Origin of the sequence: Corallococcus sp. AB045, from assembly GCF_003668895.1 — a bacterium.
Lineage (GTDB): Bacteria > Myxococcota > Myxococcia > Myxococcales > Myxococcaceae > Corallococcus > Corallococcus coralloides.
Window position 1 is genome coordinate 1 of the sequence record NZ_RAWN01000204.1, and the last position, 16,284, is coordinate 16,284.

Below are 16,284 nucleotides of genomic sequence, written 5' to 3' on the forward strand. Positions count from 1 at the left end.
CCTCCCGCCCGAACGCCACCGCGCCCAGCGCCACCGCCACCATGCCCACCGCGCCCATCGCCACCGAGGCCCACGACCGCAGCGCCTTCTTCGTCGGCACCACCGGGTCGGGCGGCAGGTTGTAGACCTCCGGCTTGTCCAGCAGCAGGAAGAACGCGTTGAGCCCACCCGTACCCGGCTGGTTCTCCGCGTCCTTCCCGTACAGGTACGCGTCCGTCATGCCCCGCTGATGCAGGTCGCGCACCCGCGACTCCGCGCGCGCATGCAGCTCATCCAAATCTCCGTACTGGATGGACGCCGTGGGACACGCCTTCGCGCACGCGGGCGTCTGGTCGTCGCCGATGCGGTCGTAGCAGAGCGTGCACTTCCACGCGCGGCCGTCATCCTCGCGCCGGTCAATCACTCCGAACGGACACGCCGACACGCAGTAGCCGCAGCCGTTGCACACGTCCGGCTGCACGTAGACCGTGTCGAACTCCGTGCGCACGATGGCGCCCGTGGGACACGCCTCCAGGCACCCCGCGCGCTGACAGTGCTTGCACACGTCCGACATCATCAGCCACGAGAAGTCCCCCGCGCCCGACGTCTGCCCCTGCAACGGCACCGGCCGCTCCACGAACGCCACGTGCCGCCACGTCGACGCGCCCAGGTGCGCCGTCTGGTCGTAGGACATCCCCGTGAAGTGGAAGCCGTCGTCCGGAAGCTGGTTCCACTGCTTGCACGCGACCTCGCACGCCTTGCAGCCGATGCAGAGCGTCGTGTCCGTGAAGAACCCCTTGCGGCTCCCCATGCGCCTATCCCTTCCCCTCGGGTTCCTGCGTCTCCGAGTGGTCCGTGACCTGCGGCGGTGTCACGTCGCGCGGCACCTCCGGCACCAGCAGCGGAGGCGGCTCCGCTCCCGCCGCGGCCCTCTCCCCCGAGCGCATCCGCCCCGCCCGCAGGTCCGCCGTGAACGCCTTCGACTCCTGGATGTCCACGTTCTGATCCGCGACGAACGCCGTCAGCTCGTTGGCCCCTTCGCCTCGCACGCGCCCCGTGACGCCCCAGTGGTACGGCAGGCCAATCTGGTGCACCTGCCGCCCCTTCACCTTCAGCGGGCGGATGCGCTCCGTGACGAGCGCCCGGCACTCCAGGTCCCCTCGCGCGGTGGCCAGCGTGCACCAGTCCCCGTTGTTCAGCCCCTTCTCGAGCGCCAGCTCCGGGGAGATTTCGCAGAACATCTCCGGCTGCAATTCGCTCAGCCAGGACAGCCAGCGCGACATGCCTCCCGCGGTGTGGTGCTCGGTGAGCCGGTAGGTCGTGACCAGGTACGGATAGCGCGGGTCACCCCAGGCCCGGTGATAGGGATTGTCCTTGCGCTTCCACTCCTCGCGCGTGGGGCTGCACTGCTGCGCGTAGAGCGGGTTGGGCACCACCGACTCCATCGGCTCGTAGTGCGTGGGCAGCGGCCCGTCCATCATCCCGCTGGGCGCGAAGAGCCAACCCTTGCCGTCCGCCTGCAAGAGGAACGGATCATTGCCGGCGATGGTCGCCAGCCCCGTCGCGCCCTCGGGCGGGCGGTACTCCGGCGGACGGTCCGCGATGAAGTCCGGCACGTCCTCGCCGGTCCACTTCTTCTCGCCAGCGTCCCACCACACGTAGCGCTTGCGCTCGCTCCAGGGCTTGCCGTTCGCGTCCGCCGACGCGCGGTTGTAGAGGATGCGCCGGTTGGACGGCCACGCCCAGCCCCACTCGGGCGCCACCCACGTCTGCTCCTGCCCCGGCTTGCGCCGAGCGGTCTGATTCACGCCGTCCTTGTAACAACCCGAGTAGATCCAACAGCCGCACGCCGTGGAGCCGTCGTCCTTCAGCGCCGTGAATCCATCCACCAGCTTCCCGTCCGCCACCGAGTAGCCGTTGATCTCCTTCAGCACCGCCTCCGCGGAGGGCTCCGCGTGCGGCCCGTGCGTGGGGTAGTCCCATGTCAAATCCAACAGCGGCGCGTCCTTCGGGTCCGTGGAGCCGGCGTAGCGCTCACGCAGCTTGCGCCCCAGGTGGTAGGTGAAGTGCAGCTCGCTGCGCGTGTCCCCCGCCGGCTCCACGGCCTTGTGATGCCATTGCAGCAGCCGCTGCGTGTTGGTGAAGGTGCCGTCCTTCTCCGTGTGCGCGGCGGCCGGGAAGAAGAACACCTCTGTCTGGATGTCCTCCGGCCGCACCTGCCCGGACTGGACCTCCGGCGCCGTGCGCCAGAACTCCGCGGTCTCGATGAGCGTGAAGTCGCGCACCACCAGCCAGTCCAGCTTGCGCAGCCCCTTGCGCTGGAGCGCCCCGTTCATGCTGCCCACGGCGGGGTTCTCCCCCATGACGAAGTAGCCCTGGAGCTTCCCGTCCGCCATGTCCGCCACGGTCTGCATGTGCGAGTGATTGCCCGTCAGCCGGGGCAGGTGCGCGAACAGGTAGTCGTTGTCCTTCGTGGCCCTGTCCCCGAACCACGCCTTGAGCAGCGACACCGCGTACTTGGGGAACTCCGACCACCAGCCGCTGCCGGACTTGTTCTTGCGGATGTAGTGCTCCAGCGCATCCGTGCCGCTCGCGCGCGGCATGGGCAGGTAGCCGGGCAGCAGGTTGTAGAGCGTGGGGATGTCCGTGGAGCCCTGGATGGACGCGTGCCCGCGCAGGGCGAGGATGCCGCCGCCGGGCCGGCCGATGTTGCCCAGCAAGAGTTGGAGGATGGCCGCCGTGCGGATGTACTGCACGCCCACCGAGTGCTGCGTCCAGCCCACCGCGTAGCAGAACGCGCTGGTGCGCTCCGGGTTGGAGTTGTCACACAGCGTCTGGGCCACCTGGAGGAACAGCGCCTCGTCCACGCCGCACACCTGGGACACCACCTTCGGCGTGTAGCGCGCGAAGTGGCGCTTCAAGAGCTGGAACACGCACCGGGGATGCTGGAGCGTCTCGTCCCGGTGCTCGTCGCGGAGGTCCACGCGGTGGTCATGCCCGCCCGCGCCCGCGCCCGGCTCGTCCGTCAGCTCCTTGTGGCCCGCCGCCGGCACCACGCCGGACACGCCCTGGTACTGCCAGGTGTGGGTGTCGTAGCGGTTGTCCTTCGGCTGGTAGCCGCTGAAGAGCCCCTCCAGGTCCTCCGTGTCCTGGAAGCCCTCGCGGATGAGCGTGGCCGCGTTGGTGTACTGCACCACGTAGTTACGGAAGTACCGCTCGTGCTCCAGCACGTAGTGGATGAGCCCGCCCAGGAACGCGATGTCCGAGCCCACGCGGATGGGCGCGTACACGTCCGCCACCGCGCTGGTGCGCGTGTAGCGCGGGTCCACGTGGATGACCTTCGCGCCCCGGGCCTTCGCCTCCATCACCCACTGGAAGCCCACCGGATGGCACTCGGCCATGTTGGACCCCTGGATGAGGATGCAGTCCGAGTGCTGCAGGTCCTGCTGGAACGTCGTGGCTCCACCGCGGCCGAACGTGATGCCCAGACCGGGCACCGTGGACGCGTGTCATATTCGAGCCTGGTTCTCCACCTGCACGACGCCCAGCGCGCTGAAGAGCTTCTTGAGGAGGTAGTTCTCCTCGTTGTCCAGCGTCGCCCCGCCCAGGTGCGCCATCCCCAGCGTCCGGTTCACCCGCTGGCCCTTCGCGTCCGTCACCTCGAACGTCGCGTCGCGCGTGCGCTTCACGCGCTCGGCCACCTGCACCATCGCCTCTTCCAGCGGGATGGGTTCCCACTCCGTGCCGCCGGGGCGACGGTAGAGGACCTGCTGCACGCGTTGCGTTCCCGTGACCAGCTGGAAGGTGGCGGCGCCCTTGGGACACAGCCGTCCGCGTGAGATGGGGGAATGCGGGTCACCCTCGATGTCGAGGATGCGCCCATCGCGCACGTGCACCTCCTGCCCGCAGCCCACCGCGCAGTAGGGGCAGATGGACTTCACGACCGCATCAGCGGACTTGGTGCGCGGCGCCAGCGAACGGCTTCGCGCCGACATCGCCGTGTCGCCCAGGGCCCGGCTGTCTCCCCGCGCGAACTGCCGCAGCACGGGCCAACCCTTCATCAGGTCGCGGAACTTCAAGGCCGCTCCTCCCAAGGACGTGCACGTGGAATCCAGTCCCCAAGATGGGGATGCACGGAGGGGCGGACCAGTGCCGCCGGTCCCGTGCCAGCGTTCAACAGCGGACGCGAGAGCAGGCGGGCAGGCACGAAAATGCGCGGCGCGCGAAATCAGACCGGGGGGCTCGAATCGTTATTTCTCCACGGTGCCAACGCCTCTTCCGGCTCCTCCCTCCCTGTGGGGCCTCGGGCCTTCAGGCGGAGCAGGAAGACCCACAGCCACGTGATGGCCGGATTCGTGGCGGAGAGCGAGTGGAGAACCTGCATGACAGACAGTGCCCCTCTCATCCTGTTGATCGAGGACGAGGAAGACCTTCGGGACGCGGTCGCGACGCTGTTGGAGATGGAGGGTTATCGCGTCGCGCAGTGCATCCACGGCGAGGATGCCTGGAGCTGGCTGGCGTCCCATCCCCGTCCAGGCCTGGTGCTGCTGGACCTGATGATGCCGGTGATGAACGGACAGGTCTTCCTCGCGAGGCTGTCCCAGGAGCGCATGCTGGAAGGCGTGCCCATCATCGTGCTGTCCGGCAGCCCCTTCCATCCACCGGGCGCGGTGGCCTACCTGCGCAAGCCCGTGGCGGTGGGGTCCATGATGGAAGTGGTGCGCCGCTTCCTTCCATCATCCGGGGAAGGCCCGGAAGGACCTCACACGTCGTGAAACATGTGTCGCATGGCGTGCCGCGTGCGCATCGAGGACTCGCGATGGGGTGGGACCTGTGGAATCCTCGCGCCCCGTCAGGTCCCCGCCTGGTCCATTCCCCCTCATTCAAAGGACGGCGCAGATGCCGGCTGGCATGCTGAATCTACCCGAGGACGTCACTCGTGACCTGGAAGCCCGCCTGGCCGCGACGACATCGGAGGATACGAGCCGGGGCCTGTTCTTCCTGGGGGTGTTGGACGCGGTGCGCTTTCTGGGCGGAGCGGACGCGGTGAAGCGCTGTCTGGAGCAGGTGGGGGAGACCGCGGACTTCATCCCCATGCAGACCTATCCGTTCCCGCGCTTCCTGCGGCTGTCCTACGTGGCGGCGGAGCAGCTCGCGCCGCTCGTCGGCGGCCATGCGGCGGCGCAGCGGCAGATTGGCACGCAGGCGATGCTGGACTTCCTCAACTCCATGTTCGCGCGCGACTTCGTGCAGCAGGCGGGTGGCGACCCGAAGCGGCTGCTGGAGCTGATGCACTCCGGCTACCGCACGGCGCTGAACTTCGGCGAGCGCTCCGTGGAGTGGCTTGGCCCCAGGTCGGGCCGGGTCATCATGAAGCGCTCGCTGATGCCGGTGCCCTACAACGAGGGCATCCTCCAGTCCGCGTTGGAGGTCGCGGGCGTGCACGACGTGCAGGTGCGCGGGCAGGCCCAGTCGCTGGTGGACGCCATCTACGAGGTCTCCTGGTCGTAAGCCGCGCGCGGCCTGCTCTCCGGTCCGGAGGGCGGCCGTGCGAGCGTGCGCGCGCGGAGGATTCCGGGGGCTTGCCTCGTGCGAAGCCCGGCCGGAGGGCCCACCTCAGGCGAGGAGGGGCGAAAGCGCATGGCACATCACGAGGACTTGAGGGGACAGGTGGCCATCGTCACGGGCGCGTCGAGTGGCGTGGGCTGGCAGTCCGCGCTGCGGCTGGCGGAGGCGGGCGTGCGGCTGTGTGTCACCGCTCGGCGCCAGGCGGCCCTGGAGCGGCTGCGCGTGGAGGTGCTCCAGCGCGGCGGCGAGTGCCTGGTGAGTGACGGCGACGTGACGGTGGCCGAGGACGTGGAGCGCGTGGTGCGCGAGTGCGTGGCGCACTACGGCCGCGTGGACCTCCTGGTGAACGCGGCGGCGGTGCAGTCCTACGGCTACTTCGACCAGTTGCCCTGGGCGCACATCACGCGCGTGTTCGACGTGTCGTGCTTCGGCTACTTCCGCTTCGCGCGCGCGGTGCTGCCGCACTTCCGCAAGCAGGGCCACGGCCACCTGCTCAACGTGCAGTCCATGCTGGCGTCGGGGGCCGCGCCGCTGCTGTCCGCGTACGCGTCCGCGAAGCACGCGACGTTGGGGTGGGCGCAGGCGCTGGAGGTGGAACTGGCCGGCACGGGCATCCACGTCTCCAACGTGATGGTGCCGTCCGTGTCCACGCCCATGTTCGACCACGCGCCCACGATGCTGGGATGGAAGCCCGTGCCGGTGCCGCCCACCTACGACGTGGACCTGGTGGCCCGCGCGGTGGTGCGGCTGGCGAAGCGGCCGGGCCACACGTCGGTGCCGGCGTTCCTCCAGGGGCGGTTGATGCTGTGGCTCAACGGCCTGGCGCCGTTCGTGGGCAAGGCGGTGCTCTCCCGCTTCGGCGTGCGGATGCAGACGACGGACATGCCGCTGGACAGGCCCGAGGGCAACCTCTTCACCCCCGTGGTGGAGGGCGTGGGCCCCCGGGGCAGCGTGCCGCCGACACCCGCGTGGAAGCGCTTCACCGCGACGCTGGGCCTGGCGGCGCTGACTGGGAGCGTGGTGGGCGGCGCGGTGCTGGGCGCTCGCGGCCTGCTGCGCGCGGCGCGCTGAAGCGACGGCGCCATCCGACGGCACCGGCGCCGAGGGGGCCGCGATCAGGATTTTTCCTGTTCGTGGCGCTGATGGTGGGGTGTCAACGAAGTGTTGGGTGGGTCAGAAAACATCCTCGCGTTGCGGCGCTCTTTGGCTAGAAGGGGCCCCGCATGCGCTCCGGGAAGGGTCGGCCGGGCGCCAACGAGGGGAGAAACATCGATGCGTGGAAGCAACAAGTGGACGGGCCTGGCGCTGGTGGCGGGCCTCGCGGTGTCGGCGCAGGCGGTGGCGGCGGAACAGCCGAACCTGAACGCGAACCCGGGCCAGTCGTCGTCGTTCGGCCAGGCGGGCCAGATGGTCATCAGCCAGGACCTCAACGGCTTCCTGGGCTACAACACCGCCTCCGAAGTGTTCCTGATCCGGCTGGAGCCGTCCGCGGACTACTTCCTCCAGCAGAACCTGTCGGTGGGTGCGTCCGCGCTGGTGGCCTTTGGCTTCGGTGACAGCACCGTCGTGGGCCTGGGCGTGCTGGGCCGCGTGGGCTACCACCTGCCGCTGGGCGAGCGCGTGTCGCTCTGGCCCAAGGCGGGCTTCGGCGTGCAGTTCGCCCACGTGACGGGCGCCAGCGACGTGAACTTCGTCCTGGACTTCAACGCCCCCGTCCTGTTCCACCTCACGCCGCACTTCTTCATCGGCGCGGGTCCGCAGGTGCGCGCGGTCATCAGCCAGAGCGTGGGCAGCCTGGGCTCGGAGCAGGGCTACTTCGCCGGCAACGACGTGACGCTGGGCATCACCACCACGGTCGGCGGCTACTTCTAGCCTCGGGCCTTCCCCGGCACCCTGGGCTTCGTGCCCGGGTGTCGGGGAGTGCAGGACCCGTGACGTAGGACGCGGTGCGTTGATGTCACGGGTTGGATGTGTTGGGTTGGAGGGTGCCATGTCCGTGCTTCCGTTCGCCTCTCGGCTGCCCACGTTCGCCCCCCTGCATCCGCTGGGGAGGGGCCCGCTGGGGGAGTGGGTGTCCCTGGTGTGGCCGCTGGAGCAGGACTCCGCGGACGCGCGCCCGCTGGTGGTGAAGACGTTCCTGTTGGCGTCGGGCCTGGCGCCGGAGACGCGGCGTCCGCTGGAGGAGTCGCTGACGCGGGCGGTGCCGCTGCGGCATCCGGGCATCGCGAGGCTCCACGGCTTCCAGGTGGACGTGCGCGACACGCTGACGGTGGTGTCGGACTACGTCCCGGGCTGTTCGCTGGCCACGGCGCGCCGGCGGGTGCTGGGGCGGGGTGGACGGCCGTCGGAAGCGTTCGTGTGTCACGTGGGCGCGGAGGTGGCGGGAGCGCTGCAGGCCGCGCATGGCGCGCGCGTGGTGCACGGGGACGTGCATGCGCACCGCATCCGCGTGGGTCCTCGGGGCGAGGTGACGCTGACGGACTTCGGGCTCAGGCCCGCGCGTCCGCTGCTGCGCCGGTTCACGTCGCCGTCCCGGCCGGACGTGGTGGAGCTGCCCGTGTGCGAGGACGCGGTGGGCTCGTCGGTGGAGGCGCGGGAGGACCTGCGCGCGCTGGGGCGGGTGTTGTTGGGGCTGGTCTCCGGGAACACGGTGGTTCCGGAGGACGCGGCCGGGGTGGACGCGGCGCTGGGTGGGGTGTCGCCCGCGCTGCGGGACGTGCTGCGTGGGGTGCTGCTGGAGGCGCGCGTGACGGACTCCGCCGCGGGGCTCCAGGCGGCGCTGCGCGGCTGCATGGGGCGCGGCGTGGAGTGCCACGGGCCGGACGCGGTGGTGCGCGAGCTGGCGGCGCTGCCGGGCTCTGGGCCGCTGTCGCCGGTGGACGTGTACGTGGGCGCGGCGTCGGTGATGACGGCCTCCACGTCCGTGCGCGGGCGCACGCTGCCGTCCTGAAGACGCCAGGAGACTTCGTGCGAGCGCCGGACATCCCGTGATGTTCCGGTGGGTGGCCTTCGTGTGGACTGACGAACGTCGCGCGCCGGGTGCGTGTGAAACGCGACGGGGCGCGAACGGGAGGCTGGTGGTCGCGTGAGGCGACACCCACAGTCGCGCGCGCCTCCGGCCCGTGCATCCGCGGAGGCTCCACGCTGGATGGGGGGAGGGCATGGCTCCGTTGTTCCGCCCGGGGACCGACTCGGTGCTGCGGGCGATCATCGCCCTGGCTCTGGGTGTTCCCGCGGTGTCCCTGGCGGGCCTGTTGCTCCTCGCGCGCAACCCGCTGGGCCGGGGCTCGTTCTCGCCCCGCGAGCAGCCGCTCCCCTTCGACCACCGTCACCACGTCGGCGACGAGGGCATCCCGTGTGGCTACTGCCATGAGGGCGCGTGGCGCTCGCCGGTGGCGGGCGTGCCGCCCACGCAGCGCTGCCTGGGGTGCCACGCGCAGGTGTGGAACGAGAGCGCCCGGCTGGAGCCGGTGCGCGCCAGCGGCTTCGACGACACGGCGATTCCGTGGAACCGGGTGCACGCGCTGCCGGATTACGTCTGGTTCAGCCATCAGATCCACGTGAACAAGGGCGTGGGCTGCGTCACCTGCCACGGCCGCGTGGACACCATGCCGGCGGTGGAGCAGGTGGCGCCGCTCACCATGGGCTGGTGCCTGAGCTGTCACCGCGACCCGACGCCGTGGCTGCGCCCCGTGTCCGAGGTCGCGAACCTCACGTGGCGTCCTCCCGGAGACCCGAGGGAGACGGGCCGCGCGGTGCAGGCCGCGCTCGACGTGAACCCGAGGACGGATTGCAACACATGCCACTTCTGACCGACCCCGCACGGACGGATGTCCCTGACGCGCCCGCGACGGACGGGACGGAGCCGGTGCGCGCGTGGAGGAGCCTGGAGGAGTGGCACGCGGGAGGAGCCGGCCGCGAGGCCGTGTCGCGCGAGCATCCCCCGGGCGCGATGTCTCCACCCGAGGGCGTGGCCCGGCGCACCTTCCTGCAGCTCGCGACCGCGTCGCTGGCGGCGGCGGGCTTCAGCGGGTGCTTCCGTCAGCCGCCGGAGAAGATCCTCCCGTATTCGACGCCACCCGAGGGCCTGACGCCGGGAGTGCCGCTGCACTTCGCCACGGGGATGGAGTGGAACGGGCGCACGGTGGGCCTGGTGGTGGCGAGCCACGAGGGGCGGCCCACGAAGGTGGAGGGCAACCCGCTGCACCCGGCGAGCCTGGGCGCGGCGGGCATCTTCGAGCAGGCGGCGCTGCTGGGGCTCTATGACCCCGCGAGGGCGAAGACGGCGCGGCTGCAAGGCGTGGAGGCCGCGTGGGGCACCGTGAGGGACGCGCTGCGGAAGCAGGCCGAGCGCCAGGACGGAGGCGCGGGGCTTCGCTTCCTGGTGGAGCCCACGGGCAGCCCGCTGGTGCAGGCGCTGTACGCACGCATCCAGGCGCGCTTCCCGCGGGCGCGGATCATCCCCTGGGGCGTGGCCCTGGCGGACGGGCGCCGCGAGGGCACGCGGCTGGCGTACGGCAGGGTGCTGGACGTGGTGCACGACGTGGGGCGCGAGGTGGTGGTGGCGCTGGACGACGACTTCCTCGCGACCACGCAACCCGGGCACCTGCGCGCGGCGCGGGACTTCGTGAACGCGCGCAAGCCGGAGGCGATGAACCGCCTGTGGGTCGCGGAGAGCACGCTGACCGTCACCGGCGGCTTCGCCGACGAACGGCTGCGGATGCGGCCGTCGCAGGGCGTCGCGCTGATGCTCGCGCTGGCGGCGGAGGTGGGGAGGGGGCTGCGCGGGATTGCCCCCGCGAACCCCTCGCGCGGAGTCACGCCGGCGTTGGCCTCGGGGCTGGCGGGGCTGAGCGCTCCGCCCACCGCGCTGACGGACGCACAGCGCGCCTGGGCGCTCGGCGCCGCGAGGGACCTGCTCCTGCACCGGGGGCAGGGCCGGGTGACGGTGGGCGCGTGTCAGCCACCGCGGGTGCATGCGCTGGCGTTCGCGCTGGACGAGGCGCTGGGCAACACACCCCGGCTGCTCGAACCCGTGGCGCTCCCGGACGGAGACCCGGGGGCGCTGAGCTCGCTCCTGGGGGAGCTGTCCGAGGGGAAGGCGGACACGCTGATCATCACGGCGTGGAACCCGGCCTGGACGGCGACGGTGGACTCGGACTTCGCGCGCCGTCTGGAGCGCGTCCCCTTCCGCCTGTACCACGGCCTCCACGAGGACGAGACGGCGGTTCGCTGCCCCCACTTCGTTCCCGCGACACACGCCTTCGAGTCCTGGCGCGATGGCCGTGCCCCGGACGGCACCGCGTCCGTGCTGCAACCGCTCATCGCACCCCTGTTCCCCGGCGCCGTGTCGGAGGTGGAGCTCCTGTCCGTCTTCGCGGGCCTGGACTCGCAGGGCCCTTACGAGCTGCTCAAGTCCTTGTGGCGTGAGCGCTCGGGCGCACCGGCGGACTTCGAGGCGCGCTGGGAGACGTGGCTCGCGGACGGTGTCATCCCGGAGACCCAGGCCGCGCCCGCGCGGGCGGTGCTGGACGAGGCCGCGGTGTTGAAGGCTGTCCGGGAGGCCGCGGGGCCGAAAGCACCCGAGGGCATGGAGCTGTCCCTGGTGCTGGACGCGCGGCTGTACGACGGCCGCTTCGCGGGCAACGCGTGGCTCCAGGAGCTGCCCGAGCCGGTGACGAAGCTCACCTGGGACAACGCGGCGCTGCTCTCCCCCGCCACCGCGCGGACGCTGGATTTGGAGAAGGGCGACGTGGCGCGCATCGAGATGCTGGGCCAGGTGGTGGAGGTGCCCGTGCTGGTGCTGCCCGGCCAGCCGGACAACACGGTGACGCTGGCGCTGGGCCACGGCCGCGAGCGCGTGGGGCCGGTGGGCCAGGGTGTCGGCGTCAACGCGTACAGGCTGCGGTCCAGGTCGATGCCATGGGGAGGGACCCTCACGAGCTTCACCCGCACGGGCCGGCACCACGCGCTGGCGGTCACGCAGGAGCACTGGAGCATGGAGGGGCGCGACCTGGCGCTCCAGTTCACGCAGGCGGCCTTCAGCGCTAAGCCCCAGGCGCTCGAGTTCCTCCAGGAGAAGCAGGAGCGGCTCTATCCGCCCAACGCGCTGCTGAAGAGCGACCGCCACCAGTGGGCCATGGCCATCGACCTGCACCGGTGCACGGGGTGCAGCGCGTGCATGGTGGCCTGCCAGGCGGAGAACAACGTGCAGGTGGTGGGGCGCGAAGGCGTGCTCAAGAGCCGGGAGATGCACTGGCTGCGCATCGACCGCTACTTCCTGGGCGACCCGGACGACCCGGGCTTCATCTCCCAGCCCGTGGCGTGTGTGCACTGCGAGGCCGCGCCCTGCGAATACGTGTGCCCGGTGAACGCCACCGTCCACTCGGACGAGGGCCTCAACCAGATGGTCTACAACCGCTGCATCGGCACGCGGTACTGCTCCAACAACTGCCCCTACAAGGTCCGCCGCTTCAACTACCTGGAGTACCAGCGGCGGGAACCCCTCACGAAGCTGCGCCAGAACCCGGACGTGACGGTGCGCTCGCGCGGGGTGATGGAGAAGTGCACGTACTGCGTGCAGCGCATCGAACGGGCCCGCACCGTCGCGCGCGCGGCGCACCGGGACGTGCGTGACGGCGAGGTCCGCACCGCCTGCCAGCAGGCCTGTCCCACGGAGGCCATCACCTTCGGGGACCTGCTCGCTCCGGAGTCGCGCGTGCGCCGCGAGCACGAGGACCCGAGGCACTACAAGCTGCTCAACACGCTGGGCACCCAGCCGCGCACGGTGCACCTGGTGCGCTTGAAGAACCCGGCGCCGAAGGGAGGCGCATGAGCACGGCCGACCCGCAGGTGCCCGCGCCCGGGGACCCGCTCACCGAGCACCCGATATTGGAGGGGCGCCACTCCGACCGCGCCTACAGCGAGTCGCTGCTGGCCTTCGTGCACCGCCCCGCGGGCCGGACCTGGTGGGCGCTGCTGGGGCTGGGACTGGCCGGGACCACGCTGCTGGTGGTGGCGATATGCGTCACGCTCTTCGTGGGCGTGGGGACGTGGGGCAACAACATCCCGGTGGCGTGGGCGTTCGGCATCACGAACTTCGTGTGGTGGATTGGGATTGGCCACGCGGGGACGCTCATCAGCGCCATCCTGCTGCTGTTCCAGGAGAAGTGGCGCGGGTCCATCAACCGCTTCGCGGAGGCCATGACGCTCTTCGCGGTGACGTGCGCGGGGCTCTTCCCGCTGCTGCACCTGGGGCGGCCGTGGAAGTTCTACTGGCTGGTCCCCTATCCCAGCAGCCTGCGGGTGTGGCCGCAGTTCCGCTCGCCGCTGACGTGGGACATCGCGGCGGTGGGCACGTACCTCACGGTGTCGCTGCTGTTCTGGTTCGTGGGGTTGATTCCAGACCTGGCCACGGCGCGCGACACGGCGAAGACGCCCCGGGCGCGCTTCTGGTACGGGCTGGCGAGCCTGGGGTGGCGGGGCTCGGCGAAGCACTGGCGGCAATGGCGCACGGGCTACCTGCTGCTGGCGGGGCTGGCCACGCCGCTGGTGGTGAGCGTGCACACCATCGTGTCCTTCGACTTCGCGGTGGCGCAGCTGCCGGGCTGGCACACGACCATCTTCCCGCCGTACTTCGTCGCGGGCGCGGTGTTCAGCGGCTTCGCGCTGGTCATCACGCTGTTGATTCCGGCGCGCAAGGCGCTGGGCATCGAGCACGTGGTGACGCCGCTGCACCTGGACAACATGGCGAAGGTGCTGATGGTCACGGGGTGGATGGTGGCCTACGGCTACATCCAGGAGCACTTCTTCGCCTGGTTCAGCGGGAACCCCTTCGAGATGCACGCCACGGAGGCCGAGTTCTTCGGGCCGTACGCGCCGCTCTTCTGGATGCAGCTCTTCTGCAACGTGCTGGTGCCGCAGTTGTTCTGGTTCTCCCGGCTGCGCACGAACGTGGGGGTGCTGTGGGTGGCGGCGCTGCTCATCAACGTGGGGATGTGGACGGAGCGCTTCCTCATCGTGGTGGCGTCGTTGAGCATGGACTTCCTGCCGTCGTCCTGGGCGGCGTACCGGCCCACGTGGGTGGACTGGAGCCTGCTGGGTGGCTCGGTGGCGTTCTTCGGCACGGCGTTCCTGCTGTTCCTGAAGTTCGTGCCGGCCGTGTCGGTGAGCGAGATGAAGGAGCTCCAGCGCGAGGTGGACGCGTCGCTCCAGTTCCGGCGTGAGCAGGGCACGCGGCCAGGCGGTGCGCCATGAGCCGTCACTGGGTGCTGGGGGAGTTTGGGTCCAGCGAGGCCCTGGTGGACGCGCTGAAGGACCTGCGGGCGAGGGGCTTCGAGCAGCTGGACGCGCACACGCCGTTCCCGGTGGATGAGACGTTCGAGGCGCTGGGGCTGAAGCGCTCGTGGTTGCCGTTGCTGACCTGTGTGGCGGGACTGAGCGGGGCGGTGTTCGCGTACGTGACGCAATGGTTCACGAACGCGGTGGACTATCCGTTGGACGTGGGAGGCCGGCCGCTGCACAGCGCGCCCACGAACCTGCCCATCACCTTCGAGCTGGGAGTGCTGAGCGCGGCGCTGACGGTGTTTGGCGCGCTGATGTTGTTCTTCGGCTTCCCGCACGTGACGCACCCGGTGTTCGACGTGGAGTCCTTCCGCAGCGCGTCCGTGGACGGCTTCTGGGCGAGCGTGGCGGTGGACGGCGAGGACGCGCCGAAGGTGGAGGCGGCGCTGCGCGAGCTGGGGGCGCGGCAGGTGTCGGTGGTGGAGGAGGGCGCGCGATGAAGCGCTGGGCGCTCATGGTGCTGCTGGGCTGCATGTCCGCGTGCGACGACACGGACCCCATGGCGTCGCAGCCGCGAGCGGGGGCGTTCGCGCCGAGCGGGTTCTTCGATGACGGCCGCGCCATGCGGCCCCTGGTGCCGGGGACGGTGGCGCAGGAGTGGCGCAAGCAAGAGGACCCCGCGTTGAAGCAGGGCCTCACGACGGACGGGCGGTGGCTTCAGGCCGTGCCGGTGCCGCTCACCCGGGGACTGCTGGAGGAAGGGCGCACGGCCTATGAGACCTGGTGCGCGGTGTGCCACGGGCTGACGGGGGATGGGGACGCCATCGTGGCCAGGAAGATGCCGCAGCGCCGGCCGCCCGGGCTGTTCGTGCCGCACGACCACGCGGGCCAGGTGGTCTACGGAGTCGTGGAGGGCGAAGCCCCGTACACGGGGACGCAGGCCGTGACCGCGAGGGTGGGGCCGGAGGCGTTCCCGCTGCCCAGGAGGGTGGACGGGGAGGGCGCGGTGAGGGACACGGCCGGCGCGGGGCCGCCCGCCGGGACGCCGGGCCACGGGGTGACGGTCAGCGCCGCGGACGCGGCCCTTGCCCGCCAGCATGCGCTCATCGGGCCGCGAGGCATCGCGATGGAGGGGCGGCTCACCGAGCGCTCCACGACGGGAGACCTGCCGCACCCGCCGGGCTTCTACTTCGAGGTCATTTCCCACGGCTTCGGCGTGATGCCCGCATACGGCCCGCAGCTCACGCCCCGTGAGCGCTGGGCCGTGGTCGCGTACCTGCGAGCCCTGGGCCGCAGCCAGCGCGCACCGCTCACCGCCGCACCGGCCGACGTCCAGGCGCGGCTGCGCCAGGAGGTTCTTTCGCGATGACGCCTCCCGTGCTTCCACGCTTCGAGGGCGGACAGCGCGCGCGGGTCATCAGCGCGGCGCTCGGAGTCCTGGGCCTTGGGGCCACCGCCATCGGTGCCTTCCTCGACGTGCGCCATGCCCTGGCGGGGTATCTCTTCGGGTTCACCTACTGGCTGGGGCTGAGCCTGGGGGCGCTGTTGCTGCTCGCCTCCTTCCACGCGTCCAAGGCGCGCTGGCCCGTGGTGCTGCGCCGCGCCCTGGAGGTCACGGCCGCCATCGCGCCGCTGTTCCTCCTGCTCTTCGTGCCGCTCGTGCTGGGGATGCGGCACCTGTTCCCGTGGGTCGAGCCTTCCGCGGACCTGGGCGCGCACACGTTGCATGTGCTCGACCACCGGCGGCTCTACAACAACGTGCCCTTCTTCCTGGTGCGCGCGGTGCTGTACTTCCTCACCTGGGGAGTCGTGGGGTGCCTGCTGTACCGCTGGTCCGTGCAGCAGGACTCGACGGGCGACGTGCGCTGGACGCTGTGGCAGCGGCGGCTGGGCGGGGGCTCGCTGCCCGCGCTGGGCCTCACGTTCTCCTTCATGACGCTGGACTGGATGATGTCGCTGGATGCGACATGGCAGTCCACCGTCTACGCCGCCTACGTCTTCTCGGGCGCCTTCGTGGGCGGGCTCGCCCTGATGATCGTCGCGGGCGCGGCCACGCGTGACACGCGCCACTTCGGCAGCCTGCTGTCCCCCGGCCACTACCACCGGATGGGCACGCTGCTGTTCGCCTTCGTCTGCTTCTGGGCCTACATCGGCTATTCGCAGTTCATGCTCATCTGGGTCGCGGGCCTGCCCGAGGAGGTGAGCTGGTACCGCGTCCGCCTGGAGGACGGTTGGGCGGTGCTGTCGCTCGTGCTGCTCCTGGGCCACTTCGTCATCCCCTTCGGGCTCCTCTTGTCGCGCGAGCTCAAGGCGCGGCCCCGGCCGCTGGCGGCCGTGTCGCTGTGGATGCTCTTGATGCATGCCGTGGACGTGGCGTGGCTGCTGTTCCCCGCGCTCTTCCCGGAGCACGTCGTCATTCCGTGGACGGCGTTCACCGCGTGGGTGGGCGTGGGC

Annotated in this window: 13 protein-coding genes; 11 read left to right on the forward strand and 2 right to left on the reverse strand. The window is 70.8% G+C overall.

The annotated features are described in order from the left end of the window. A partial coding sequence (locus D7Y21_RS33625; RefSeq protein WP_199735542.1) for a 4Fe-4S dicluster domain-containing protein occupies positions 1-790 on the reverse strand: 790 nt, incomplete at its 3' end. Positions 791-794: 4 nt separating this feature from the next. After that, the gene (gene fdh / locus D7Y21_RS33630) at positions 795-4,040 is read right to left on the reverse strand and encodes a formate dehydrogenase (RefSeq protein WP_199735543.1); all 3,246 of its coding nucleotides are present in this window, start codon (positions 4,038-4,040) and stop codon (positions 795-797) included. A 321-nt stretch (positions 4,041-4,361) separates the two neighbouring features. On the opposite strand from fdh, the gene D7Y21_RS33640 reads away from it, so the two are divergent. The 11 genes from D7Y21_RS33640 to D7Y21_RS33690 all read left to right on the forward strand — a co-directional run. Next, entirely contained in the window at positions 4,362-4,754 is a 393-nt protein-coding gene (locus D7Y21_RS33640) for a response regulator (protein ID WP_158627392.1), read from the forward strand. A gap of 136 nt (positions 4,755-4,890) precedes the next feature. Beyond that, a complete protein-coding gene (locus D7Y21_RS33645; RefSeq protein WP_158619302.1) occupies positions 4,891-5,490 on the forward strand; it encodes a DUF2378 family protein in 600 nt (199 codons plus the stop codon). A 129-nt stretch (positions 5,491-5,619) separates the two neighbouring features. After that, entirely contained in the window at positions 5,620-6,618 is a 999-nt protein-coding gene (locus D7Y21_RS33650; protein ID WP_120564601.1) for an SDR family NAD(P)-dependent oxidoreductase, read from the forward strand. Between the two features lie 201 nt (positions 6,619-6,819). Continuing rightward, positions 6,820-7,419 (forward strand): outer membrane beta-barrel protein, encoded by a 600-nt coding sequence (locus D7Y21_RS33655; RefSeq protein WP_120564600.1) that lies wholly within the window; start codon positions 6,820-6,822, stop codon positions 7,417-7,419. A 118-nt stretch (positions 7,420-7,537) separates the two neighbouring features. After that, positions 7,538-8,497 (forward strand): protein kinase, encoded by a 960-nt coding sequence (locus D7Y21_RS33660; protein ID WP_158627393.1) that lies wholly within the window; start codon positions 7,538-7,540, stop codon positions 8,495-8,497. A 211-nt stretch (positions 8,498-8,708) separates the two neighbouring features. Next, entirely contained in the window at positions 8,709-9,359 is a 651-nt protein-coding gene (locus D7Y21_RS33665; protein ID WP_121717859.1) for a cytochrome c3 family protein, read from the forward strand. Continuing rightward, entirely contained in the window at positions 9,347-12,382 is a 3,036-nt protein-coding gene (locus D7Y21_RS43550) for a TAT-variant-translocated molybdopterin oxidoreductase (protein ID WP_121717860.1), read from the forward strand. Before D7Y21_RS33665 ends, D7Y21_RS43550 begins: the two co-directional genes overlap by 13 nt. After that, entirely contained in the window at positions 12,379-13,803 is a 1,425-nt protein-coding gene (nrfD, locus tag D7Y21_RS33675; RefSeq protein WP_121717861.1) for an NrfD/PsrC family molybdoenzyme membrane anchor subunit, read from the forward strand. Before D7Y21_RS43550 ends, nrfD begins: the two co-directional genes overlap by 4 nt. Continuing rightward, positions 13,800-14,330 carry a DUF3341 domain-containing protein gene (locus D7Y21_RS33680; protein WP_120564595.1) on the forward strand — a complete coding sequence of 177 codons (531 nt, stop codon included), beginning with the start codon at positions 13,800-13,802 and terminating at the stop codon, positions 14,328-14,330. The genes nrfD and D7Y21_RS33680 overlap by 4 nt, the downstream gene beginning before the upstream one ends. After that, entirely contained in the window at positions 14,327-15,199 is an 873-nt protein-coding gene (locus tag D7Y21_RS33685) for a cytochrome c (RefSeq protein ID WP_233612379.1), read from the forward strand. Before D7Y21_RS33680 ends, D7Y21_RS33685 begins: the two co-directional genes overlap by 4 nt. After that, a partial coding sequence (locus D7Y21_RS33690) for a hypothetical protein (RefSeq protein ID WP_121717862.1) occupies positions 15,196-16,284 on the forward strand: 1,089 nt, incomplete at its 3' end. The genes D7Y21_RS33685 and D7Y21_RS33690, both read left to right, overlap by 4 nt.

Coding starts and splice junctions, on each gene's coding strand:
- D7Y21_RS33640 (WP_158627392.1), top strand. CDS start 4,362: ATGACAGACAGTGCCCCTCTCATCCTGTTGATCGAGGACGAGGAAGAC.
- D7Y21_RS33645 (WP_158619302.1), top strand. CDS start 4,891: ATGCTGAATCTACCCGAGGACGTCACTCGTGACCTGGAAGCCCGCCTG.
- D7Y21_RS33650 (WP_120564601.1), top strand. CDS start 5,620: ATGGCACATCACGAGGACTTGAGGGGACAGGTGGCCATCGTCACGGGC.
- D7Y21_RS33655 (WP_120564600.1), top strand. CDS start 6,820: ATGCGTGGAAGCAACAAGTGGACGGGCCTGGCGCTGGTGGCGGGCCTC.
- D7Y21_RS33660 (WP_158627393.1), top strand. CDS start 7,538: ATGTCCGTGCTTCCGTTCGCCTCTCGGCTGCCCACGTTCGCCCCCCTG.
- D7Y21_RS33665 (WP_121717859.1), top strand. CDS start 8,709: ATGGCTCCGTTGTTCCGCCCGGGGACCGACTCGGTGCTGCGGGCGATC.
- D7Y21_RS43550 (WP_121717860.1), top strand. CDS start 9,347: ATGCCACTTCTGACCGACCCCGCACGGACGGATGTCCCTGACGCGCCC.
- nrfD (WP_121717861.1), top strand. CDS start 12,379: ATGAGCACGGCCGACCCGCAGGTGCCCGCGCCCGGGGACCCGCTCACC.
- D7Y21_RS33680 (WP_120564595.1), top strand. CDS start 13,800: ATGAGCCGTCACTGGGTGCTGGGGGAGTTTGGGTCCAGCGAGGCCCTG.
- D7Y21_RS33685 (WP_233612379.1), top strand. CDS start 14,327: ATGAAGCGCTGGGCGCTCATGGTGCTGCTGGGCTGCATGTCCGCGTGC.